General features: G+C 42.9%; 20 protein-coding genes. 11 read left to right on the plus strand and 9 right to left on the minus strand.

What is annotated here, in order from left to right:
* The first annotated feature begins 183 nt into the window (after positions 1–183).
* On the plus strand, positions 184–945 hold the full coding sequence (locus AABW11_RS03510; protein ID WP_340103387.1) for an ABC transporter ATP-binding protein: 762 nt from the start codon (positions 184–186) through the stop codon (positions 943–945).
* 83 nt (positions 946–1,028) lie between these two features.
* On the opposite strand, the gene AABW11_RS20075 is transcribed toward AABW11_RS03510, so the two are convergent.
* From AABW11_RS20075 to dinB, 3 genes are all read right to left on the minus strand, one after another.
* Complete coding sequence (locus AABW11_RS20075) at positions 1,029–1,199, minus strand: PLDc N-terminal domain-containing protein (RefSeq protein WP_445263735.1); 171 nt, start codon at positions 1,197–1,199, stop codon at positions 1,029–1,031.
* 308 nt (positions 1,200–1,507) lie between these two features.
* Entirely contained in the window at positions 1,508–2,518 is a 1,011-nt protein-coding gene (locus tag AABW11_RS03515) for a metal-dependent hydrolase (RefSeq protein WP_340103388.1), read from the minus strand.
* A 41-nt stretch (positions 2,519–2,559) separates the two neighbouring features.
* Complete coding sequence (dinB, locus tag AABW11_RS03520) at positions 2,560–3,660, minus strand: DNA polymerase IV (protein WP_340103389.1); 1,101 nt, start codon at positions 3,658–3,660, stop codon at positions 2,560–2,562.
* A 95-nt stretch (positions 3,661–3,755) separates the two neighbouring features.
* Here dinB and AABW11_RS03525 point away from each other — a divergent pair, with 95 nt between their 5' ends.
* The 7 genes from AABW11_RS03525 (at position 3,756) to AABW11_RS03555 (ending at position 12,687) form a co-directional block, all read left to right on the plus strand.
* Positions 3,756–4,031: a hypothetical protein gene (locus AABW11_RS03525; protein ID WP_340103390.1), complete on the plus strand. Its 276-nt coding sequence runs from the start codon at positions 3,756–3,758 to the stop codon at positions 4,029–4,031.
* A gap of 47 nt (positions 4,032–4,078) precedes the next feature.
* Entirely contained in the window at positions 4,079–4,609 is a 531-nt protein-coding gene (locus AABW11_RS03530) for a hypothetical protein (protein WP_340103391.1), read from the plus strand.
* A gap of 73 nt (positions 4,610–4,682) precedes the next feature.
* On the plus strand, positions 4,683–6,086 hold the full coding sequence (locus AABW11_RS03535; protein WP_340103392.1) for a Glu/Leu/Phe/Val family dehydrogenase: 1,404 nt from the start codon (positions 4,683–4,685) through the stop codon (positions 6,084–6,086).
* Between the two features lie 335 nt (positions 6,087–6,421).
* Positions 6,422–6,826, plus strand: coding sequence for a hypothetical protein (locus AABW11_RS03540; protein WP_340103393.1), 405 nt, complete (start codon positions 6,422–6,424; stop codon positions 6,824–6,826).
* 41 nt (positions 6,827–6,867) lie between these two features.
* Positions 6,868–9,693 carry a sensor histidine kinase gene (locus AABW11_RS03545; protein WP_340103394.1) on the plus strand — a complete coding sequence of 942 codons (2,826 nt, stop codon included), beginning with the start codon at positions 6,868–6,870 and terminating at the stop codon, positions 9,691–9,693.
* Between the two features lie 119 nt (positions 9,694–9,812).
* Positions 9,813–10,454 carry a response regulator transcription factor gene (locus AABW11_RS03550; RefSeq protein WP_340103395.1) on the plus strand — a complete coding sequence of 214 codons (642 nt, stop codon included), beginning with the start codon at positions 9,813–9,815 and terminating at the stop codon, positions 10,452–10,454.
* Between the two features lie 736 nt (positions 10,455–11,190).
* The gene (locus AABW11_RS03555; protein ID WP_340103396.1) at positions 11,191–12,687 is read left to right on the plus strand and encodes a sodium/proline symporter; all 1,497 of its coding nucleotides are present in this window, start codon (positions 11,191–11,193) and stop codon (positions 12,685–12,687) included.
* 290 nt (positions 12,688–12,977) lie between these two features.
* On the opposite strand, the gene AABW11_RS03560 is transcribed toward AABW11_RS03555, so the two are convergent.
* A complete protein-coding gene (locus tag AABW11_RS03560; RefSeq protein ID WP_340103397.1) occupies positions 12,978–13,865 on the minus strand; it encodes a hypothetical protein in 888 nt (295 codons plus the stop codon).
* A 276-nt stretch (positions 13,866–14,141) separates the two neighbouring features.
* A complete protein-coding gene (locus AABW11_RS03565; protein ID WP_340103398.1) occupies positions 14,142–15,521 on the minus strand; it encodes a DEAD/DEAH box helicase in 1,380 nt (459 codons plus the stop codon).
* 266 nt (positions 15,522–15,787) lie between these two features.
* On the opposite strand from AABW11_RS03565, the gene AABW11_RS03570 reads away from it, so the two are divergent.
* The gene (locus tag AABW11_RS03570) at positions 15,788–16,426 is read left to right on the plus strand and encodes an SOS response-associated peptidase (RefSeq protein ID WP_340103399.1); all 639 of its coding nucleotides are present in this window, start codon (positions 15,788–15,790) and stop codon (positions 16,424–16,426) included.
* Positions 16,427–16,448: 22 nt separating this feature from the next.
* On the opposite strand, the gene AABW11_RS03575 is transcribed toward AABW11_RS03570, so the two are convergent.
* Complete coding sequence (locus AABW11_RS03575; protein WP_340103400.1) at positions 16,449–17,375, minus strand: mechanosensitive ion channel family protein; 927 nt, start codon at positions 17,373–17,375, stop codon at positions 16,449–16,451.
* A gap of 129 nt (positions 17,376–17,504) precedes the next feature.
* Here AABW11_RS03575 and secG point away from each other — a divergent pair, with 129 nt between their 5' ends.
* Positions 17,505–17,879, plus strand: coding sequence for a preprotein translocase subunit SecG (gene secG, locus AABW11_RS03580; protein WP_340103401.1), 375 nt, complete (start codon positions 17,505–17,507; stop codon positions 17,877–17,879).
* Positions 17,880–18,085: 206 nt separating this feature from the next.
* On the opposite strand, the gene AABW11_RS03585 is transcribed toward secG, so the two are convergent.
* Positions 18,086–18,679 (minus strand): class I SAM-dependent methyltransferase, encoded by a 594-nt coding sequence (locus tag AABW11_RS03585; protein WP_340103402.1) that lies wholly within the window; start codon positions 18,677–18,679, stop codon positions 18,086–18,088.
* Between the two features lie 15 nt (positions 18,680–18,694).
* Positions 18,695–20,743, minus strand: a complete 2,049-nt coding sequence (gene uvrB / locus AABW11_RS03590) for an excinuclease ABC subunit UvrB (RefSeq protein ID WP_340103403.1) — start codon at positions 20,741–20,743, stop codon at positions 18,695–18,697.
* A gap of 241 nt (positions 20,744–20,984) precedes the next feature.
* Here uvrB and AABW11_RS03595 point away from each other — a divergent pair, with 241 nt between their 5' ends.
* Positions 20,985–22,148, plus strand: coding sequence for an acyl-CoA dehydrogenase (locus AABW11_RS03595; RefSeq protein ID WP_340103404.1), 1,164 nt, complete (start codon positions 20,985–20,987; stop codon positions 22,146–22,148).
* A gap of 93 nt (positions 22,149–22,241) precedes the next feature.
* Here the strand turns inward: AABW11_RS03595 and AABW11_RS03600 are convergent, their stop codons facing one another.
* The gene (locus AABW11_RS03600) at positions 22,242–22,910 is read right to left on the minus strand and encodes a GldM family protein (RefSeq protein WP_340103405.1); all 669 of its coding nucleotides are present in this window, start codon (positions 22,908–22,910) and stop codon (positions 22,242–22,244) included.
* Between the last annotated feature and the right edge of the window lie 6 nt (positions 22,911–22,916).

The raw sequence follows: 22,916 nt of genomic DNA on the forward strand, positions 1-22,916 counted from the left end.
TGTGATATTTAATTTATTTGAAAGTCATCCCTGCCATAGAGCCGGGATCTCCAATTAATGCAAAAGATTGGGCTTTATATACTTAAGAAGAGGCCAGGTTGCGATTTGTCAATGACTGTATAAGTGAATCCTAAATCCTGTGGTAACAAAAATTTTAGCAATCGTTGTTTAACCGGACTGTACATGAAGCATGCACTTAGTATAATCGACCTGACAAAAGCGTACGAATCGAAACCGGTTCTCCAGGGACTGAATCTTGATGTTCCCACAGGATCGATCTTTGGTCTCATCGGCCCGAATGGCGCCGGGAAAAGTACACTCATCGGTTGCTTGACCGGTCTGCTGGAAAAAGAAGGCGGTCAGATTGTGATTAACGGCCACGAGCTGAATGCGTCCAATGAACTGCTGATTAAAAAAGATGTGGCATCCGTTCTGCAGCCACCGCTTCTTTTTGAAAATTTCACCAGCTATGAATTCACAACGTACGTATGTGAGATGTACGGAACATCAGGCGATGCGCTGAATGATAAGATCAAATCGCTATTCACCTATTTTGAGATTGATGAATATCTCTACGTAAAAGTAAGGCAGCTTTCATCAGGCAGCCGGAAAAAACTGGCATTTTGCACGGCAATTTTAACTGAGCCGAAGCTGCTCTTTCTGGATGAGCCGTTTGAAAGTGTGGATGTTATATCTATAGGTCGGATGAAAACGGTGATTCGAAAGCTGCGTGACCAGGGAATCACGGTGTTTATCACCAGCCATATCCTGGAAGTTGTGGAAAATTTGTGTGATGATATCGCGATTCTGAATAAAGGAAAGATTCTCGCCTACCTCGATGCCAAAACGCGCCGCGAACTGCAGAAAGATTCAAGCCTGAACGAGATTTTCGAGGATTACGTGGGTACAAAAACTTCAGGCGATGAACTGCTGGACTGGATGTAGCCGGTTAACCCGATTATTCAAGAAAAGATGTTATTAACTGTAAAGCACTTAAAGTTTTCCTGGTCAATAATCCGGGTTAAAAATCAATACTTGTATTGGAAATAAATCAACGGCCCGACGAAGGGAAACAGAAGAAATACAAATACCCACCATAGTTCAAATTTATCTCCTTTCCGGATCTCTCTGAAAAGATCTACCGTTGCCCAGATAGACAGGATGCAGATCAAAACTAATACAAAGCTTAATGCAGTCATGTTATTGTCTCGTTAGAAAGTTGAAGACGTTTTTCTCAAATGATTCGTCTTAAGTTGTCTCTTACCTCATGTACTATTTGATGAAATAATCTGCCTTAAAAATCAGGGACTTGACGCTAAAATCCCATTAGAGTCTTCTTATACTTCCTGGAGGGTGATTTAGGGAGTTTTTGGAATGGATAAAATCAAATCAGAAAAGCGATTTTCCAGCGTGTAATGATAGAGTGAGCTGATAATGTTGCTCAGAAAATATTATCGCAGAATTTCGAAAATTTCAAAATCCGGGGTGCTTTCATACGATGATTGGTTCAGTCATCACCAATTTTCCGTCCAAGCAGCATGTCGATAAACGGTTCCCGTATGTCATCGCTGGCGTCTCTGAAATAGTGAAACGTGACGTGGCTCCCCGGGTTACTGGTATCAGCCTCAACGCCCCAGAGTGGTATCAGTGATGTTGGCAGCATTGAGTAGGCTGCATCGCCAATAATCTCAGGTCGGTTGGGATGGCGGACAAGAAATCCATCAGACAAACGCGAAAACCGTTTCAAATCACGGTAGAGCGTAGTGCCTTCAATGGCTTCGAAATCCTCTTCCACGCTGATCAGAGGCTCAGATTCTCCCTCATAAATCTGAATGCCGGAAAAAAGCCCGGTTCTTATGGCATCGGTATAAACGGAATCACGGCTGATATATGTAGCGCGCCACACCAGCTGATTCCCGATCGTTGGTTTTACGACGCCACTTTCAATAATGTGATGTTGTCCTGACGCAAGCTGCTGCATTGCCGATGACGCCCGGTTGTTCTGCATCCATCCAAGCAGAAGGAACAGTGAAAGCCAGAGCCAGGCGGCGGCAAGAAACCGGGTGTGGGATTTGAACAGTGCCAGCGATGTAAAAATAAGCATTCCGCCGGTAATGATGGGATCCACGACCGACACAATATTCAGGGCAAAGCGTGTATCAACAAACGGCCATAGAAGTTCGGTGCCGTAACTGGTAATCAGATCCATAAACCAGTGGGTAGAATACCCTGCAATAGAAAAGAGGTAGATATATGAGAACGAGACCTGCTTTCGAAAGATGAGCCAAAACAGGGTAGCCGCAACGAGCGCGCCAACCGGGATGAATATCAGTGAATGGGTAAACTGGCGATGAATCTCCAGGTTGAAGAGCGGATCACCGGGTGCCTGAATAAAAGCTTCAATATCAGGCAGCATCGCAGCAGCGGCACCAATGATGGCAGGGCGATTCCTGTCGTTCTCATCTGTAAATGCCATTGCGGCCATTGTACCGGTAAGTCCGTGGGTTAGGGGGTCCATTTTTATGTTAGTTTAGATGAATGAGTGCCGCGATAGGTTGATTAAGATACCGATTTCCGAAATGGCAGTTCAAGCTGTTCACCAAAAGCTCCACCTTCGTGTAAATTGAGTGAGGACACGGAAATCCCCAGAAGACGAACTTCTCTCGTTCCTGCCTCAGTTTCATCTAACAGGCGAATGGCCGTCTCGGAAATATCCTCTGCCGAATGAATGAATTGAGGATGTGAATAACTTCGTGTCACCGTGTCGAAGTTTTTGTAGCGAACTTTCAGCGTGATAGTTTTACCGGCTGCATCTAGCTTTTGCATTGAGGTCGCTATCTTTTCCGAGAGCTCTCCCAGGAACTGTCTGATCCACTCCAGATCGGAGACATCCTCGGAGAAGGTTCGCTCTTTGCCGATTGATTTTCGGGTTCTGTGTGATTTCACAGCTCGGTTGTCAATGGCGCGGGCAATTCTGTAGTAGTGATGGCCGGATTTGCCAAATTTTTTCACCAGGTTGACCTCTTCCCACTGTTTGAGATCGGCCCCTGTTCGGATGCCAAGGGATTCCATCTTTCTTAGTGTGGCTTTACCCACGCCGTAAAATTTGCCAATCGGCAGCTGCTCAATAAATTGCTCTGCTTTGCGGGGGTGAATCACACTGAGCCCGTCAGGCTTATCGAGATCTGATGCAATCTTTGCGAGAAACTTGTTAAATGAAACGCCGGCCGATGCCACCAGGTCGGTTTTATCCAGAATATCTCGCTTAATCTCCCTGGCAATAAGGGTGGCTGATGGGTTATTCTTGTGATTTTCGGTGACATCAAGATAGGCCTCATCAAGCGAGAGCGGCTCAACAAGATCTGTATATTCAAAAAAGATCTCGCGGATTTGATGAGACACGTCTTTATACACATCAAACCGCGGCTTTACAAAAATTGCGTGTGGACACCGCTTTACCGCCTGAACAGCCGGCATTGCGGAATGAATACCATATTTTCGAGACTCATAACTTGCGGCGGCAACCACACCCCGCCCTTGTGGTGATCCACCTACAACAACCGGTTTGCCGCGGTATTCCGGGTGATCGCGCTGCTCTACAGATGCGAAGAATGCATCCATATCCACATGAATAATTTTTCGAATCTTTTTTTCAGTCAAAATGGAAATCTTGAAAGGCAGTGAAGCAATAAAACTTCATTTTTTGTACCTTATTGCCGCGAACATTTTTTTTATAAAGATAAAGAAATAATTGGATGGAAGAGTTAAGCGGAGTAACGATTTATTGGCTGATTTCAATTGGGCTACTGGTTGGGTTTGTGATTGATCTTATAATGATGAAGCGTGGTATTAGTCTGATAGGCAACGTCATTTGGGGTGCCGTCGGGTCTGTCATCATTGGTGTGATTATGATCGTGCTAAACGTGTTTGGACCACTAATCTATGCTGCCGTCGGCTCAATTGCTTTTCTGTTTCTTATCAACGTATTTAGTTTTGATCAGGAGCATAAAGACTCTGCTCGTGCAAATTAAAACGATCCGTTAAAACGAACTTCTGTCTTTTGCCTTTCGAACAAAGATTGCCAAAATTAAACGGGTTGGTTTTTTGGCTTATTCCGTCTGAGCTATTTGCACAATTTTATCGAAAAGAGATTGAAAGATTTTCTTTGCGATTTAAAACCACCAAGTTCGTACCTCACCTTACCCTGGGACACCTGGATAATGGAAGTGTACAAGAGATCAAATCCGGGTCACTCAAATCTTTCTTATCAGCGGATGGCGATCTTATCAAGGCCATCCACTCACATCCGGAGTGCAGAACTGAGCCCTATCAAAATTTAATACATGTATTGAACGGAAGTGATCAAATAGAACAGTTTCAGTCGGAATTAAAAAATCTCGTTCCGGGATATCAGCCCAAAGAAGAGTATCATATCAGCCTGATGTATGGAGAAATTCCATGCCGGGCGCTGGTACATGAAATTAATAATTTGTCGAAACGGCTTCCTGAAAAAGTTTCATTTTCAAAAATCAATCTTATTGAACTCAGCGGACAGCCCGGTTCATGGAAAACGCTATGGGAGCATAAATTTATAAACAGAAAAGAGTAATATTTGGAAGTGGTTTTCATATTTGCGAACCTTGTCCATTGTTTGCCATTAATTTAAAAACATATAGATAATTATGAAGGGATATAAGTTTTACGAACAAGTAAATGCTGCTTTTGATGAAGCTGCTGCCTACACGAAGTTTGATGAAGGTTTGCTTGCCCAAATGAAAATATGTAATGATGTGCTGCATATTACATTCCCGCTTGAGCGGGATAATGGTAAAATAGAGGTTATCGAAGCATGGCGTGTTGAGCACAGCCATCATAAGCTTCCAACAAAAGGTGGAATTCGTTACAGTTTAACTGTAAACGAAGATGAAACAATGGCCCTCGCTGCGCTGATGACCTACAAATGTGCTGTTGTGGATGTGCCATTTGGGGGAGCAAAAGGCGGTATAAAAATTGACAAATCTAAATATTCTTTGGAAGAGCTTGAGCGCATTACCCGGAGGTATGCATTTGAGCTGATGAAGAAGAACTTTATTGGCCCGGGTACAGATGTACCGGCGCCTGATTATGGAACCGGAGCCCAGGAAATGGGATGGATTCTGGATACATTTCGGCAGATGAGTACAGACATTAATGCCGAAGGGTGTGTAACAGGAAAGCCTATTGAAATGGGGGGCATTCGGGGCCGGACAGAAGCCACTGGGCGGGGTGTCTATTTTGGCATCAAAGAGGCGTGTGATAATAAAGACGATATGAAAGAGCTTGGGTTAGAGCACGGTATAGAGGGAAAGACATTCGTCATACAAGGCTTGGGTAATGTAGGATACCACGCCGCATTGTACATGGAAGAAGCCGGGGCAAAAATGGTTGGCGTTGCCGAAATTGACGGCTCCATTTACAGCAAAGACGGAATCGACCTTGCAAAGTTAATGGAGTACAAAAAAGAGACCGGTGGTGTTAAAGGGTTTGAAGGAACAGAAACGCTGGCAGACAGCAGTGCGGTACTAGAAAGTGAATGTGATATTTTGATTCCTGCTGCGCTGGAAAATCAGATAAATGAAGGGAATGCCGATAAAATAAAAGCAAAAATTATCGGTGAAGCGGCAAACGGCCCCACCACTGCTAATGCGCACAAAATCATGAAAAAGCGTGGTGCACTCATTATTCCGGATAATTACCTGAATGCCGGTGGTGTAACCGTTTCGTATTTCGAATGGCTCAAAAACATACAGCATGTAAGATTCGGGCGTATGGGGAAACGATTCGAAGAGAACAGCTACAAACGAATTTTGTCGGTCATTGAAACCATCTCAGATCGGAAATTTACGGAAACTGAGCTGGGAACCCTCGCGAAAGGCGGCGGCGAAGCAGAGCTGGTAGATTCGGGGCTGGAAGAGACAATGATCAACGCTTACAATCAAATAAATGAGTTACGAAAAAAACATGACGTTGATTTAAGGACGGCAGCATTTATTAATGCTATCAACAAGGTTGGTCTGATTTATGACCGGATGGGCATTTTTCCTTAAGAAAAGATCAAAAAAAACCTCTGTGACCGTTCAGGATCACAGAGGTGCTATGTTTAAAAAGTATGATATTAACCAAAACATCATGATTACCCTTACGGGGTGATTTCATTGTTAGTTTCAAAAAAACTAACAATTATATTTTAGTTCAGATTATGTCTTAAATATTTATTGTCTGTAGTTCATGGTCATGCTAAAACTATAGTAGAATCTTAATTGGTGTGGTGTCATTGATGAAATATTGTATAGTCATCGGATGAGTTTTTTGGAAAAACGATGTTACCAGGCAGACTGAACCTTGAAACGCATACTAACTTCCACAATTAAAGAGACCACACATGATAGACACCAGCCATAGCAGCATCATCACGAACTCTCTCAAAAGTAGCGCAATCAATGTATTTATAAAGGAAAGAGGAAAAAGCCGGAGAGGTGCCCTGCCTGGTGACGTTAGTTTACTAAAGCCGGGTGATACGTCGGAGCTGACTGATTTTACAGGTAAAGATGACATTGCTCTGATCATCATTTCAGAATTGGTACCGGGTGCTGGGGCTAAACAGATCGAGGGACTGCATGTAGGATTTGGGGATCAATTGAAACTGAAGAATTCTGAGGTCCGAAGACATGTCAAAGATACCTTTGAATTTATTTATTATTTTAGCCATATCGCATCCGCATCACTAAAAAGCGGAGATTCGCAAATCGATGTTGACGTGCAGCATCCAACAGACGATGATATCTGATAGTCTCTCCATCTAAAACTGGGATTTTGCAACAATTAAGCATGAATAAAATATTGCTGCCTCTGTTCTTTGCTCTGATCCCGGTCCATATTCTCGGGCAGGGAATTCCACTGATAACTGAGTATACCTCTGAAGAGTATAATAGTCACAGACAGAACTGGGCTGCGGTTCAGGGAGCGGATGGCAGAATGTATGTCGGGAATTCCGCCGGTATAGTGATTTTTGATGGATCTGATTGGGAGTATAATCACGTGGGAGGAGGAAATGTGGTCCGTTCTTTTGAACGTGCGAGTGATTCAACGATTTATTACGGTGGGCAGAACGAGTTTGGTTTTATAGGCCGTGACAGCCTGAATAGCACGGCCATCGTGAGTCTAAGAGAGAGTTATTTGCCGGATTCATTAGAATTTGGGGCTGTATCAAGTATAGTGGAATACGAAGGGAGTATTTATTTTCAGGCAAGCAGCTACATTTTCAAATATTCCGGCAGTGAAGTGCAGACTTTGGAAGCCGAAACCTCCTTTACAAGAATTTTTTTACTGGATAAAAAGCTTCATGTATTTCAGCGGGAAAAGGGAGTGATGGAATTAAAAGATGCTTCGCTTAGACTTATTCCGGGAGGTGACCGGTTTAAAGATGAAATTGTTTATGGCACGGTATCTTTTGGTAGTGAAGATCTTCTTTTTTCGCGCCCGTCCGGCATAACTGTTTTCAGAAATGGTGACTTCATAAAACCCGGCCACGACTGGATTAGCGAGATGGTGGACAACCGAATCTACAGAGTGACGAAAGTAGATGAGTCCACATTTGCAGTTGGCACTCTTGCCGGAGGCGTCTACATCGCGGATCGCAATCTTAATTTGCTTCATGTAATTGATGAACAAAAGGGTCTTCGTACTAACCTCGTCTACAATCTTTTTACGGACACGGAAAAAAATATCTGGGCCCTGCTTGACGACGGCATCAACCTTATACATTATGGGCAGCCTGTAACCACTTATGATGAAAGGAAAAGTTTATTTGGTGCTGTAACCGACATTGAACAAATAGGAACACGTCTTTATGCAGGAACAACCGAAGGACTGTACATGATGGACAGGGCCACGCAGGATACATTCAGCCGTGTAGATGGGGTTTTACGTGTTGTTGACATGGAAAAGGTAAACAATGAAATCTGGGTTAACGATATTGATAAGGTATCGCGGATTACAAAAGATGTAGCAGAGCCTCTTGTTGATGGGGCGTACAATTCTGTCTCATTTATCAATCAGAAGGATTCGGTTTATTTCACCCGTGGCAGTGAAGTTTTCAAGGCAGGACCAACGTTTGATGAAGGGGCTGAACAATTTATCGACGCTGGCTCACGAATTGTGAGTTTAATTTATCACGAAAACTTTCTGTGGGTACTCACCACATATGACGTAAGAAAATACGACTCGCAAGGAAATGAAGCAGTGGTGTATTCACTAAACAGAGATGATGGAGTTGCCCGATTCCTCAATGTGATCCAAGGGCGGGTAGTGGCTGGAACAGACTGGGGCTTGTTCGTATACGATCTTGAAAAAAATCTATTTACTCGCCCTGAACGACACGGCGGCGACCCGTTTGGTCAGGCTTATTTTATGAAAGAGTGCGCCGAACAGGAAGTTTGGCTCCGTGCTGATATGTCGACCATGCGTGGCGGTATAGTCAATGATAATTGGGGATTTAATGAAACTCCTTATCAGCTAATAGGGGCAGATGTCGACGATACGATTTATGATATATTGTGTGACGGGCAGGAAACGTGGTTTGGAGGGGCGAATGGTATTTATCACCTGCCGGACCTGTCAGGCGATGTCGCCACTGATTTTAATACAAATATCACAAAATTGTTTGTAAACAGGGACTCCCTGATATACGGTGGATATGGCAGCCCTGGAAAGCCAACTGTACTGCCATATGCAGATAATCAGCTTAGGTTTACATTTGCCGGGGCAAGCTTCATCAGACCTGCAGATTCGGAATACAGGGTAAGACTTGATGGGTTTGATGATGGCTGGAGCACTTGGTCGGATGAAGGGTTTAAAGACTATACAAATATTCCTGAGGGCGATTATACACTGAGAGTACAAAGTAAAAATCTTTACGACGTAGCCGGTACGGAGGCTATATTCTCTTTCTCGGTTCTTCCGCCCTGGTACCGTGCCATGTGGGCCTATTTACTATACTTTCTTTTATTTGGTGGTGCAATGTATGCCGTTCATTATGTCAGGGTTCGTCAGATTTTGAAAATACAGAATATCAGGAACCGTATTGCCGGCGACCTTCATGATGAGGTAAGTGCTACACTGAGCAGCATTAGCTATTTTGCGAAGGCGGTAGAGCGAGGGTCAGAAGAGAAAAGAGGTCGTTTTGTGTCTCTAATATCAGAAAGCGCAGATGATGCAAAAGAAAAAATTACGGATATCATCTGGGCCATTAACCCTGAGCATGATGACTGGGAGAGGCTGATGGCCAAGTGCAGGAGATATGCATCGGACTTGCTGGAAAGTAAGGATATTAAACACCAGATTGATATTTCAGATCAAATCACTGGGAAACCAAAAGTGGAAGTCAGGCAGCATTTTTGGCTCATGTTTAAGGAGATTATGACAAATGCGGTGCGGCATTCCGGGGCAGAGCAGATTAATATTACCATTAGAAAAGATGGAAATAAGCTTGTTCTCATAGTTCAGGATAATGGTGAGGGATTCAATATGAATATTATTGAGAAGGGTAATGGCTTGTCGACGATTAAGCAGCGTGCAGAAAAAATAGGAGGTTCTGCTGAGCTGAATACAGAGGAGGGATTTGGAACCCGCTGGTCGCTGAAGGTGAATCTTTAACCGCATATATATGCGTTGAAGCCGATTAGGATTTCCGCTATCATATAATAATAAGCTACGCTATTTCATATGCAGCTTATTCAATATTATTTCTGTAAACCGTCAGTACCATCAAGATTATGAGCCAAAAACAGATAAATGTTTCTATTATAGAAGATAATAGCTACATGAGAGAGGGCTGGGAAACATTTATTGATTTTGAAGATGATATGTGTGTTTTGGGGTCATTTGACTCATGTGAAAAAGCATTCGATACCCCCGATTTTGAGAAATCTGATGTTGTTCTTTTGGACATCAACTTGCCGGGGATGGATGGAATTGAAGGACTCAGCTATATTCGGGAGAAAGATCCTGATAAAATTGTAGTAATGGTGACTGTTCACGATGATGACGAACACATTTTTTCTGCATTGAAAGCCGGCGCTGTGGGTTATCTGATGAAAAAAGTGACGCCGGATGAACTTGTAGAAGCCATCAGGGATGCATTTCAAGGCGGCTCACCAATTACGCCAAATATAGCAAGGAAAGTTATAAATACGTTTCATGTGAATGGAAGTCTGGAAGAAAGGCTAACAAGCAAAGAGCTGAATATACTCAATGAACTTTCAAGAGGGCTTTCTTATGCGGCAATCGGGAAAAAGATTTTTCTGTCTGTTGATGGAATTCGGCATCATATCCGGAATATCTACCGTAAGCTGGAGGTAAATACCAAATCGGAAGCGGTCGCTAAAGGTTTGAGAAACAGGCTTATTGATCCGTAAGCATTAATATAAGTGTTTTTACGTATAAGGAAGCCAGGTTGGCGGCAGATAAAGTCATTATTATAAGTGTTTTACTGCATATATTGTAAATACCACATGGTTATGCGGTGACTTCGAGCCCCTGAATGTTGATATTGAAGTGAGAACACAATAGCTGTTTTAGTATCAGATCTTTAACAGCTTCATACATATGAGATAAAGAGAGGAAAGGTGCTTCTGCCAATTTACGGTGGGAGCATCTTTTGTTTTAACCTGAGTTCGATTTAAAAAAATGGCAAAAACAGTCCAAAATGGGCGTCATCTCGCACTTTCCCGCAGGGACCCTTATACGGGGATTGCGTGATCTACTGTCCTTAACAAAGACAGGAGATACCAAGCCGAGGCGTGGCATGACATAAGTGATGACGAATTAACTTAACTAAAGCACATTTTGGACTGTTTTTGTTGATATCCGATAAATTTAAAAATCGGACTCAGGCTTTTAAAAGATTTATTGTTTCTGCAATTCACAATGAAATCCCTAATGCGATCAACCGCCAGGTTGAAATACGGGGGCGGATTGCTGATATTGACCGACGTGTAAACACCAAAGCCGAGCTTTTAAGCAGTAAAGCTCACATCTAAACTTTATATGAGCACCTTCCTGTCATGATTTCATTTTACCTTGTTATGTTTTTGCTTCCCTGCCTTATTATTGCCCTCGCTTTTTGGCTGGTAAAAAAGGAGACGAATAATAATGGATGATGCGGCAGAAATGACTATGTCGGCAGATGGATATGCAGTAGCAGCTTTTGTAGCCTACCTTGCAATGCTCATAGGGATAGGGGTTTATACGTCAAGGTATTCTTCAAAAGGGATTAGTGAATATTTTATAGGTGGCCGTAGTGTCAATCGATATGTCGTTGCGCTGTCAGCGGTCGTTTCAGGCCGCAGTGCGTGGCTGCTCCTGGGAGTAACAGGGATGGCCTACTCAATGGGCCCATCAGCAATCTGGGCGGTATTGGGCTACATCATTGTTGAGTTGTTTCTTTTTCTCTATTACGCCAAACGGCTGAGAAACTTTACTGAAGCCAGAAACTGTATTACAGTGCCTGATTTTTATGCTGCCAGGTTTGATGACAAGGACGGGTGGCCTAGAATCCTGCTTGTGGTTATTTTTCTGATTTTTATGGTTGGCTACGTGTCTGCACAATTTGTGGCTGGAGGTAAAGCATTTGCTTCGGGGTTTGGGATAGAAATGAACCATGGTATTCTACTTACGGCGGTTATTGTAGTACTTTATACCATTCTTGGTGGATTCCTGGCCGTCAGTATTACCGATATGATCCAGGCGGTGTTGATGATACTTGCACTTGTGATTGTTCCCTTTATAGCAATCTTCAATTTTGGCGGACTGGTCACAATGTTGTCTGAGTTGTCAATGATGGATTTCGCCTATGTAAATCCATTTGCAATATCCGCTGGTGCGGCGATCGGGTTTCTTGGTATCGGGCTGGGATCGCCGGGCAATCCGCATATCCTGGCGCGTTACATGTCGATTGATAACTCTAAACATCTGAAAACGGCCGCCGTTGTCGGAACGGTTTGGAATGTAATAATGGCGTGGGGAGCGGTGTTTGTTGGCTTGGTCGGCCGCGCATGGTTCCCGGAAATTGATATGCTGCCGGCTGGAGACACCGAGAATCTTTTTCCGCTTCTGGCCAAGGAACATTTGCATCCGGTCATCTTCGGGGTGGTGCTGGCATCTATTTTTGCAGCCATCATGTCTACGGCTGACTCTCAACTCCTTGTGGCAGCATCCAGCGTAGTTCGTGATATTTACGACAAATTGATGCGAAAAGGAGAGGAGGTCCCCCAGAAAACATTAGTGTTCTACAGCCGATCAGTGGTATTTTTGATAGTGGTATTGTCCCTGATCTTTGGATATGTAGCCGAAGACCTGGTATTCTGGCTGGTACTCTTTGCCTGGGCTGGTTTGGGTGCCTCCATCGGACCAACTTCAATACTCTCATTATACTGGGAAGGAACCACCCGGTCAGGCGTAATGGCAGGCATGATCGCTGGAACAACCGTAACCATCGCTTGGTATTTCACACCTGTTTTAAGTGATTTGATGTACGAGCTGATTCCAGGTTTTATTGCGGGTCTACTGGTAACATGGCTTGTGAGCTTATGGACATCACCCGCGCCAGATACCAAACGGGCATTTGAGGATATGTTCAAAGATTTTTAAGAGGCTTTGTAAAATGCACTACTGAGAGCCATGCCGAAATCTGATGCGGAGTCGCCCATATTTAACAGAGCTTTTTGCACTGATTGGCTATAAAATTTTTTTCTAAATCCAGCTTTGAAAAGACCTCTTTAAAGAGTTTGATCAAGTGCTCTCATTTAAAGTTGTCTTCGTGAAAGCTGCCTGTTGGCTGGTTTTGTCTGAAAGAATCCCGGCTGAAACGGCTGATGGAAGGCACTAATCCGTTGGTCTGTGAAAAAGTAACGTAAGAAGGCCGGTAATATAATGCTCTTTTAACGCTCATTTAAACTATTGAAACCATCATCTTTGATATTCTTCAACAATATCCCTGTACATATAATGGAGATTACAGTGATAGTTGGAATGATAAAAATCACAGGAAAAATAGTTTGTCCCAATAATCCCATTGCGATGATTTTAGCAATCAGGGCCGTCATCATGATAGACAAAAACACGAAATATGTAGGTGCAAGTAGATAGCCAAACGGCTTTTTCAATGTCAATAGTAGTCCGGACAGAAAGGAAAGCGGCAGCAACAGGCCAAGATCAAGGCCCTGGACAATCAGGGTGGTATAATGTTCTGCTTGCTGTGGAATGATACTGCCATCTGCTAGTGGCGGAACTATAACACCAAGCCACAGACTCCCAATCATAAGGGAGTTCACAATCAGAAATCCACCGGTAACTGTAACCGGAGTAGTGTCTTTGAACCAGTCGGGCAACTGTTCCGGGCTGATGGAAAACATTACGAGAGAAAATGCAAAAAAAGAGAGTCCAAGCAGTGCAGTATATACAAGGAAAAGTTCATTATACATCGCCATTACCAGGTAGAAAAGGTAAGTAACAAGAAAGTAAAAAAGCGTGCCTGCTAAAAGGAACCGGCCTCTTAATGACCTTTTACGAGCCCGCAGTAAAGAGATCAACAGAAGTGGGATTGCCAAAAAAAGAGTCACGTAATCCTGTGCAATTCCCTGCGGAGCCACCTCGGCAGACATATGTTTATAAACGCCCTCTCCGTAAACGTTTACCGTTTCTCCACGAATAGATTCATACTCAAATGGTCCCGGACCACCCCTTGAAAAAATGCCTATGGATGCTGCTATTAATGAAAGAAGGGCTATCAACAGCACGAAAACCGTTATTGTTAATCGATTATTCATACGTTCCGGAAAAATGAGGATTTATCTCAATCTCCGGAATCCTCTATAAATACAACATAGAGGGAAGCCTGATTTCAATGTAATAGATAACTTTACAATCCGGGCTCAGAATTATTAGTGCCTGCTCTTATACTCAAAAATGATATTTACGATATGCAATATAGTACCGGGTCTAAAAATATTGAGCCTTCCAAATTTTCATGTTTGGAAGGACCCGATATGAATGAGCTATCTTAATAAGCAAGGTTTAGAGTATTCGATAGCGGGAAGATTCGCTCAAGAAAAAAGCTTCTTGAAAAATTTTACGACACCACTTTTCTCTTCTTTTTCCTCTTTACCTTTTCGTCCGCCGCTAAGCTGATCAAACGTAGGACGTGGCAACCCTTCTGGAGCGCTTTTTTTCTTTTCAGATCGTTTGTCGCGCTTCTTGGGCTTATCTTTTGATCGGCCTGATTTTTTAGAACTCTTTTTACTTTTTCCGTTTGATGATTTTTTCTTGTCAGGTTTCTTTTCCTGAACTTCTTTAGGAACCGGCAGTTCTTTAGGTGCATACCCAAGATTACTACAGATCTCTTTAATATCGCCGCGATCCTGCTTGGATACCAGCGAAAGGATTTTCGTTGCTTTTCCGTCGCCTACAAGTTCAGCACGGAGCTTGTATTCCTCAACCTCTTCGGGAACATCATAATTAATAACTTTGGAGGCATGCTCCAGGTCAATATCGGCCGCAGATAGCTCACCAACAATGAGGTTTTGAACACTTCCGCTGGTAAACATTTCGAATCGTTCTTTGAATGTTTTTTCATCCACTTTATCATGAACGCTAACAGCTCGGCGCCCGCTTTTTCGCAGTATTTTATAGAGCCGGTCGGCTGTACGGCGAGAAGCTGCAAATATTACAACCGTATCGTCTTTGTTCTCATCAAGGTGAGCCATCAAAATTGATATCTTTGATCTCGGTGGAACATTGATATAGTATTGAGTGAGGTCTTTCTTGATGACTTCCTTGGTGAGGTTAGCTTTCTTGAGCTCCTCTTTTTCGCCGGGCTTCACAAGACTGGGATCGGTCAGGAGTTTTTCCTCTGCTTCCCGAAGGAGCTTACTGTCCTTGGCAGCAGTAAATATCTTTTGGCATTTTTTATTAATGATTCTTTGTGAAATGACATCCACCGGAGTGAAGTCTTCAACCAAATCAGCCTGGTCTACAATCAGTTCTTCAACCTCACGAAAAACCATGCGGCCTGTTTCCAACACATCAGCGAGACGTTTTGGCGTGGAAATGATAATGACTGGCCCGGCTGAAATTGTGGCCAGTTCGTCTTTTATTTCATTTTCGCCTGTCAGGCAGGCACTTTCAATGCCGGCATGATACCCAATGGCCCAAATCCATTCGTCTATTTGCTTCGCTCTTTCTGCGTCAGATGCTAAAATAATGGCCCTTGTTCCCTGTCTCCTCTCCGCTTTGGAGATGCTATTGAGCAGTGATAACAAATAACCTAACTCAGGTTTTTCAGCCGATGTGGTATTGATAACTAAATCGGACCTGGATTCTACTTCACTAAAAATTTTCTTTTGTAACGACGAGGGGCTTTCAATTTGTACATCTTTTAGCCCCTTCAAAATATCAGAACTGAGTCGAAATTGATGAAACGACAACTTTCTACCTCTTTTCTTTTAGATCAAAATTTCAATTAACAAAATACAAGAATATAAAAATTACATGTATCAAGGTGTATATCACACTAAAGGTAACGAAAAAGAGTAAAGGTTGTTACCGATTATTGTCACGAACATGAAATTTGAACACAAGTGTTCTTTTATTGTTGGTGTGGTATTAGTAAAAGCTGAACGCTACGTGTCCGGAATGATTTATACATGTATATATATGATATAGAATCATTTAATCAATTTAGCTGAATATAATGTCGAACAGAATAGCTTTTTTTTCGGACGGATCTGATTTAGTAGAAAATTTTGGTCTTGACGAGTCAGGGAAAGCCATATTCGAATCTCACTATAACATAGCCAGGGGGCATCATATTCCCGTCATCACCCGGGGCGATGAAGAATACGAGATAAACCGGCTGCGATGGGGAAAGGATTTTGGACAAGATGCTGATCAACCCGATATCTTGTCAGCAGGTGGAATTCAAAAGCTGGAGAAAGAGGCAACGTCGAGAGCGATCATTCCAGTGAGCGGATTTTATATATGGAAGCGCGACAATAAAAATGATCATCCGTTTTTTGTGAGAAAAATTGATAATTCACTTCTTTATATAGCGGGTTTTACCTTTCAAGACAAGGAAAATGATTTCACGTATGTAGAGATGCTTATGATGGAATCCAACACATTGATTCAGCCGATCACAGAAAAAATGCCACTTATTTTAAAGAGAGATCATGCGATGAACTGGCTGAAGAATGAACTGGAAGCCGGTCAGATTCACAATATGGCACAGTCGGAGTTTTTGATTACAGATCTTACGGTTCACCGTGTAACAAAAGAGCTGAACGATCTCTCAAAAAATGACCCGTCCCTTATTCAGCCTATTCCCAAATAGGCGAATATTCTTTGCGTTGTCATTATGCTGGCTTTTCAGGCATGGTACCCGGTTTTCCTTCAATTTGATTCTGATAAATCCGTAGTGTTTTATAAGCAAAGTCGATGTCGTCTTCTGCAGCTACAGCATCAAGAATATCTTCCCAAATCATCTGGTTGATACCGCGCCGGCGCCGCGGGTTACTGAGGTGACGGATCGTTAATTTGATCCCGTCATCAACAACATCTGTATACACAATTGGCGTTAGGTTTCGATAATGAATCAGGTATGATTTTGAGGCGTGTTTTATTTGCTGCTCCGCATCGCTAACATACTCCATCAAGTGACTATCGGTAATTTCTTCAAGAATACGCTTTGCCTTTTTCCAATCGCTTTCGAATGTAAATACGACTTCAATTTCATTCCATATAAATTCAAAATCACTGGTATAGTTTGCGATAGATTCACTGAAAACAAGATGATTGGGTAAGTGAATGACGCGCCCTGTACTTTGATCAGCGTGGACCCAATTGCCAATTTCCAAAATGGTAAACTTAAAAAACCGAATATCAATAACGTCACCTTTATGTGTACTCACTTCTATACGGTCGCCGAGCTGGAACGGTTTGCGCCAAACGATAAAGATCCAGCCTGCAATATCGGTCACAGGGTCTCGTAGTGCAATCGCGAGACCGGCTGATAGTAATCCCAGAAACGTTGCCAGGGAGCCCAGCGCTTCAATCCACGTGCGCCCGATCAACAGCAGTCCAAGAAATACAATGGTATACGTGACGTTTTTCCGCCATCGATAGCGGGAAGCTGTCGATTCAATCTGGCGATCTACAATGCGCACGATTACAATTCTGATCAGGATCAGTATGAGGATGATCAGACCCGTCTCTATAAAATTGCCCGTCTGCAGAGATGTTTCTGACATAATCTGCTGTAAGTAGTCCTGAAATTCAGCCATTGAGTCTTAGAAAAGTATTGTTTTCAGTTAGTACAGGGAAGTATTTGTTTTATTACTTCCTGCTTTGTTAAAACGTTAAATAGTGATATTTTACGGTTCTACAAAAAATAAGGAAATTACGAGAAAGCCATGTTATACGGAATTATTATTACATTTATCATTTTGATTGCATTTTTACTTGTAGTAGTTATTCTGCTGCAGCCCGGTCAAAAAGAGGGACTCACAGGCGGACTAGCCGCAGGAATGGCCGGCGGAGCCGCTATGGGAGCCCGGCGCACGGCAGATCTGCTTTCAAAAACCACCACAATTCTTGCAACATTGTTTTTGGTTCTTAGCGTGCTTGCCAATTTTGCTATTGAACGGGGCGACCAGGGACAAAGCACAATTCAGCAGCAGGCAGTACCGGGCGAGGTAGAAACTGATTTCAATGCTCCGTCACAAACGCAACCCGCGATTCCTCAGCAACAGCAGGAAGAGCAGCCTGAAGATCAGAATCAGGATTAGTAAGAGCTGATTTATAGCTTTAGCTTTGTGCAATAATTTCAGATTAAAAAAAAGCCCTGAAGAAATTCAGGGCTTTTCTGTTTTATGAAGTTGTAAATATCTGCTTTCGTCAAAAGTAAGTAATAAAGGACGTTGCAAATCCTTCATTAGTGTGTAACTAAGCTTATGTTACTTTTGACTTTGATAAGAGACTGAGTCAGGTGGCTCTATTTGCTATCCGAGACCGTGCCATTTCCATTCTGCGTGCCGTTTTTAACAACGTCATAAATGAGATAGGGAGGAATATTTAACATTTCCATCTCTATATCGTAATTTCCAAAAACTTCCATGACGGGCTTTTTCAGGTGTCCGCTTGTTTGGTAGGCAAGAAATTTTCCGCCCTCCTTTAAGATCGCTTTTGTTGCCTGAAGGACAATTCGTTTTCGCTCTTTATCTAAAAAGGAGAATGGGATTCCGGATAGCACGTAGTCGATTTGCCCCATGTCTTCTTCGCCAATGACTGATTCAACGTCGCCAGCCAAAATGTTATGAACAGTTACCCGTGGGTCGTCAATTGTATCTTTCAAGTGCCGTGCAAAATCTTCATTGGCTTCGATGAGTATCAGGCGGCTGCCGGATGACATTTTATCTAGTAAAAATCTGGTGAATACTCCATCCCCCGGGCCATACTCTACGAGAGTAAAATCTTTCGAGAAGTCGATATGATTACATACTTTTTTTACACAACGAATGGATGTAGGAATGATAGATGCTACATCGCGATCTTTAATAAACGTTTTAAAAAAGTCGATTTTACCCATGGATCTTAATTCTTATCAAAGTTCTTCTTTTAGTTTTTCTATTTGATCACGAATTCTTGCGGCCTCTTCAAACTCCATGTTTTTAGCAGACTGCAGCATCGAATCACGTAAATAATCGATAAATTTATCTTTGCTTTCAAATGTTACTTCCTTCATAGCGGGACTTGCCTTATACTGGATGCCTTCTTCCGCTACTTTAACAACCTCAAGATAATCATCTTCTTGCTTATCACCAGTATCGAGATCAAAATTACGATTTGATATCAGGGATGGATCAACCAGAGGCTTCAGTTCCTTCTTAATAGTTTGCGGTGTGATACCGTGTTCTTCATTGTATTCCCTCTGAATTTCACGGCGCCGGTTTGTTTCCTCCACGACTTTTTTGATGCTGTTGGTCATTTTATCGGCGTACAAAATTGCTTTACCTCCTACATTACGAGCTGCACGACCTACAATCTGGAACAAGGAGGTTTCGGAACGAAGGAAGCCTTCTTTATCTGCATCAAGAATAGCGACAAGGGTTAACTCCGGGATATCAATTCCCTCTCGCAGCAGATTAATACCTACCAGGACGTTAAAATCACCACGGCGGAACTTGTATAGAACTTCCACGCGCTGCATTGCATCCAGTTCACTGTGCATGTATGCGGCGCTTATTCCAAGGCCTTTTAAATATTCACTGAGCTCTTCACTGAGCCGTTTGGTGAGGGTAATGCAGAGCACCCGCTCGTTTTTCTTAACTCGTTCTTGAATTTCATCAAGTAAGTCATCCACTTGATTTCCAAGCGGCCGGACTTCTATTTCGGGCTCCATCAAGCCAGTTGGACGAATAATTTGCTCTACGAACACACCGTCTGACTGTTCTAGCTCGTAGTCTGCTGGTGTGGCACTTACAAAAACAGCCTGGTTAATCATTGTCTCCCACTCTTCAAAAGTAAGCGGGCGGTTGTCAAGGGCGGATGGCAACCGAAAACCATGCTCTACCAGTTCGATTTTTCGGGAGCGGTCACCGCCATACATTGCGCCAATTTGTGGTACTGTTTGATGGCTTTCATCAACAACCAGGAGAAAATCATCGGGAAAATAATCGAAAAGGCAATAAGGCCGTTCTCCCGGTTTTCGGGCACTCAGGTAGCGGGAGTAGTTTTCGATACCGGAGCAGTAGCCAATCTCCTGCATCATCTCAATATCAAATGTAGTGCGCTGTTCAAGGCGCTTGGCTTCTAAAAATTTCTGCTCATCTTTAAGTACGTCAACCCGCCAGTACATCTCGTCGCGAATCTGCTGGATTGCATCGTCAAGCCGTCCCTTGGAGGTTACATAGTGAGACGCAGGGTATATTCGAAACTCATCCACAGTGTCAAGAATATTCCCTGTGTCTACATCAAAAACTTCCAGTTTTTCAATGTCATCACCCCACATTGATACTCTTAAACCTTCTTCTGAATAGGCCGGGTAAACATCCACCACATCACCACGGACCCGAAAGGTGCCGCGTGTAAAATCGCGATCGCTTCGGCGGTAATGAAGATCAACAAGATCGTACAGCAAGGTATTTCTTGAGATTGTTTGTCCCGTTTCCAGGGTAACGATCAGTTTTTCATATTCAGACGGAGAGCCGATACCGTAGATACAGCTCACAGAAGAAACAATAATAACATCCTGCCGGCCGGACAAAAGTGAGCTTGTTGCCCGCAACCGAAGCCGCTGAATCTCTTCGTTAATCGACAGATCCTTTTCTATAAATTTATCCTGGCTGGAGATATAGGCTTCAGGCTGATAATAGTCGTAGTAAGAGATAAAAAATTCAACTCTGTTTTCCGGGAAAAAATCACTGAACTCACGATAAAGCTGTGCCGCAAGCGTTTTGTTGTGGCTCATTACCAGCGTGGGCTTTTGAATGTTTTCAATAACGCCGGCTATAGTTCTTGTTTTCCCCGAGCCCGTAATGCCCAGCAAAGTTTGAAATTTATCGTTGTGGTCGATTCCCTGCGTCAGCTCCTTGATGGCATTGGGCTGATCTCCTGCAGGTTCCCATGGAGAGTGAAGCTTAAATTTTGACATATCATTAAAAGATAGGGATAAGGATGTCTTTTGTAAACAAAATTTGTGTTAAATCATTTGTATCTTGATGTTATCTTATAAATCGAGGTAGAATTGTGAATTGAAGTAATAAAAGCGCTTCCGTTTTGCTATCTTTCTTCGATTCATTGAAAAAGATATTCGCGAGGCAATTCATCATTAGATCAACTAACGGATTGCTTTGTGTAACAGATTATCAAAAGATTATAAGCTAATAAAGAGTATGACACTTATAGACACAAAAATGCCCCCGCTTACAAAACTGACTGAAGACGAACAGATGCTGAAAGAAGCAGCTGCTGATTTCGCGGATACGGTTATTCAGTCTAAAGTTCAGGAAATGGAAGAGGCCGCTAAGCTCGATCCCGGTCTAATCAAACAGTTTTTTGAGATGGGTTTGATGGGTATTGAGATCCCGGAAAAATACCAGGGCGGTGGCGGCACATTTATGATGAGTATAGTTGCTATTGAGCAAATTTCGCGGGTTGATGCATCCGTTGGCGTTTTTATGGATGTGCAAAATACCCTTGTGAATAATGCTTTCCTCAGGTGGGGATCAGATGAAGTAAAAGAACGATTCCTGCCGCAGCTTGCCACTGAAAAAGTGGGCGCTTACTGTTTATCGGAAGCAGGGTCAGGAAGCGACGCCTTTGCACTGAAGTGTTCTGCTGTGGAAGATGGAGATTCGTATGTTTTAAACGGCACGAAATTGTGGATTACAAACGCTAACGAAGCCGATATCTTTCTCGTGTTTGCAACACTCGATCCAGGGGCAGGCTATAAAGGAATTACCGCATTTATCGTGGAGCGGGGGATGGAAGGTTTTTCTGTTTCTAAAAAAGAGAATAAACTCGGCATCCGGGCCAGTTCAACCTGTGAGCTGCTATTGGAAGATGTTCGGGTTCCTAAAGAGAATATTCTCGGGGAAGTTGGGAAAGGATATAAAGTTGCCATCGAAACGCTCAATGAAGGGCGCATTGGAATTGGCGCACAAATGATTGGAATTGCACAGGCTTCGCTGGATGCGGCTTTATCTTACACGCAAGAACGTAAGCAGTTTGGCCAGGCAATATCAGATTTTCAGGGCGTTCAGTTTCAGCTCGCACGTATGGCCACAGAACTGGAAATGGCTCGGCTGCTTGTGTACAACGCTGCTCGGTTAAAAGAAAATGATCAGCATTTCCTTAAAGAGGCTGCAATGGCAAAATACTACAGTTCTGAAGTAGCTGAAAACCTAAGCTCCATGGCTATTGATCTATATGGCGGTTACGGCTATGTAAAAGAATATCCCGTCGAGAAATACTACCGTGATTCCAAGATTGGTAAAATCTATGAGGGTACATCTAATATGCAGTTGAATACGATCGCAAAAATTTTGCTTCGGTAAGACTAAGTGACAAAGGCTGGCGGGTGTCATTTATGAACCAGCCAATCTTTGTTGAATATCATTGGCAATTGCCAGTGCCGAGGAATTGTTACTTCACTTGATAAAATATACAAGTGAATTAATCTGGCGGCTACTTACGTCTCCCGGGCATCTCACCCGAATGTTATTAAACGCGTAAATGTCACCGGGCCTCGCCTGCCCGATAAGCCTCCGGGAGTCCGGGGTAAATCTGGCTCCAGCATTCATAGTTTTAACTGGGGCCATTCGTGATCTAATGTAGGCGATCTCGAAACCAATAACATCACATCTTGCATCGTAATCGAAATCGTCAAGGAAGGCTCCAACTCCACCCTGAGCTCTGAATTCTCCATTTGAAATATTGCCACCACTGCTGTTACCCAATCTTGCAATAGGGTTAGGTATTCTTTTTACCTGAAATTGAAATGATCCTACTAAATCATCATTGCTATTTATAACATCAAAGGTTAATTCTCCGGGACGAGTGGGTGAAACTCTATAGGGTGTACCAGAGGCATCAATGATATTGACACCCGCAGTAGAAGAAGAATTATTTTTAATTGTAAATTCTTCCCCATTACTGTTTTCAAGTTGTAATTCGTGTTCAACTCCGACATATAAAGTAGTTGGAACTGATCGCTTCAATAATACTTCTTGAGACGCATAATTCTCAATCGTACTTTCAAGTTGTTTGCACGAGCTCATAAAAATAAAGGAAAGGCAAATAAGTGAGATGTATTTCATCAGCTT

It is taken from the genome of Rhodohalobacter sp. 8-1 (assembly GCF_038150125.1).
In the GTDB taxonomy this organism is placed as follows: domain Bacteria; phylum Bacteroidota; class Rhodothermia; order Balneolales; family Balneolaceae; genus SW132.

Bases quoted from the DNA above. Each gene is read 5' to 3' on its own strand.
- AABW11_RS03510 (WP_340103387.1), top strand. From the start codon at position 184: ATGAAGCATGCACTTAGTATAATCGACCTGACAAAAGCGTACGAATCG.
- AABW11_RS20075 (WP_445263735.1), bottom strand. From the start codon at position 1,199: ATGACTGCATTAAGCTTTGTATTAGTTTTGATCTGCATCCTGTCTATC.
- AABW11_RS03515 (WP_340103388.1), bottom strand. From the start codon at position 2,518: ATGGACCCCCTAACCCACGGACTTACCGGTACAATGGCCGCAATGGCA.
- AABW11_RS03525 (WP_340103390.1), top strand. From the start codon at position 3,756: ATGGAAGAGTTAAGCGGAGTAACGATTTATTGGCTGATTTCAATTGGG.
- AABW11_RS03535 (WP_340103392.1), top strand. From the start codon at position 4,683: ATGAAGGGATATAAGTTTTACGAACAAGTAAATGCTGCTTTTGATGAA.
- AABW11_RS03540 (WP_340103393.1), top strand. From the start codon at position 6,422: ATGATAGACACCAGCCATAGCAGCATCATCACGAACTCTCTCAAAAGT.
- AABW11_RS03545 (WP_340103394.1), top strand. From the start codon at position 6,868: ATGAATAAAATATTGCTGCCTCTGTTCTTTGCTCTGATCCCGGTCCAT.
- AABW11_RS03550 (WP_340103395.1), top strand. From the start codon at position 9,813: ATGAGCCAAAAACAGATAAATGTTTCTATTATAGAAGATAATAGCTAC.
- AABW11_RS03555 (WP_340103396.1), top strand. From the start codon at position 11,191: ATGGATGATGCGGCAGAAATGACTATGTCGGCAGATGGATATGCAGTA.
- AABW11_RS03560 (WP_340103397.1), bottom strand. From the start codon at position 13,865: ATGAATAATCGATTAACAATAACGGTTTTCGTGCTGTTGATAGCCCTT.
- AABW11_RS03570 (WP_340103399.1), top strand. From the start codon at position 15,788: ATGTCGAACAGAATAGCTTTTTTTTCGGACGGATCTGATTTAGTAGAA.
- AABW11_RS03575 (WP_340103400.1), bottom strand. From the start codon at position 17,375: ATGGCTGAATTTCAGGACTACTTACAGCAGATTATGTCAGAAACATCT.
- secG (WP_340103401.1), top strand. From the start codon at position 17,505: ATGTTATACGGAATTATTATTACATTTATCATTTTGATTGCATTTTTA.
- AABW11_RS03585 (WP_340103402.1), bottom strand. From the start codon at position 18,679: ATGGGTAAAATCGACTTTTTTAAAACGTTTATTAAAGATCGCGATGTA.
- uvrB (WP_340103403.1), bottom strand. From the start codon at position 20,743: ATGTCAAAATTTAAGCTTCACTCTCCATGGGAACCTGCAGGAGATCAG.
- AABW11_RS03595 (WP_340103404.1), top strand. From the start codon at position 20,985: ATGACACTTATAGACACAAAAATGCCCCCGCTTACAAAACTGACTGAA.
- AABW11_RS03600 (WP_340103405.1), bottom strand. From the start codon at position 22,910: ATGAAATACATCTCACTTATTTGCCTTTCCTTTATTTTTATGAGCTCG.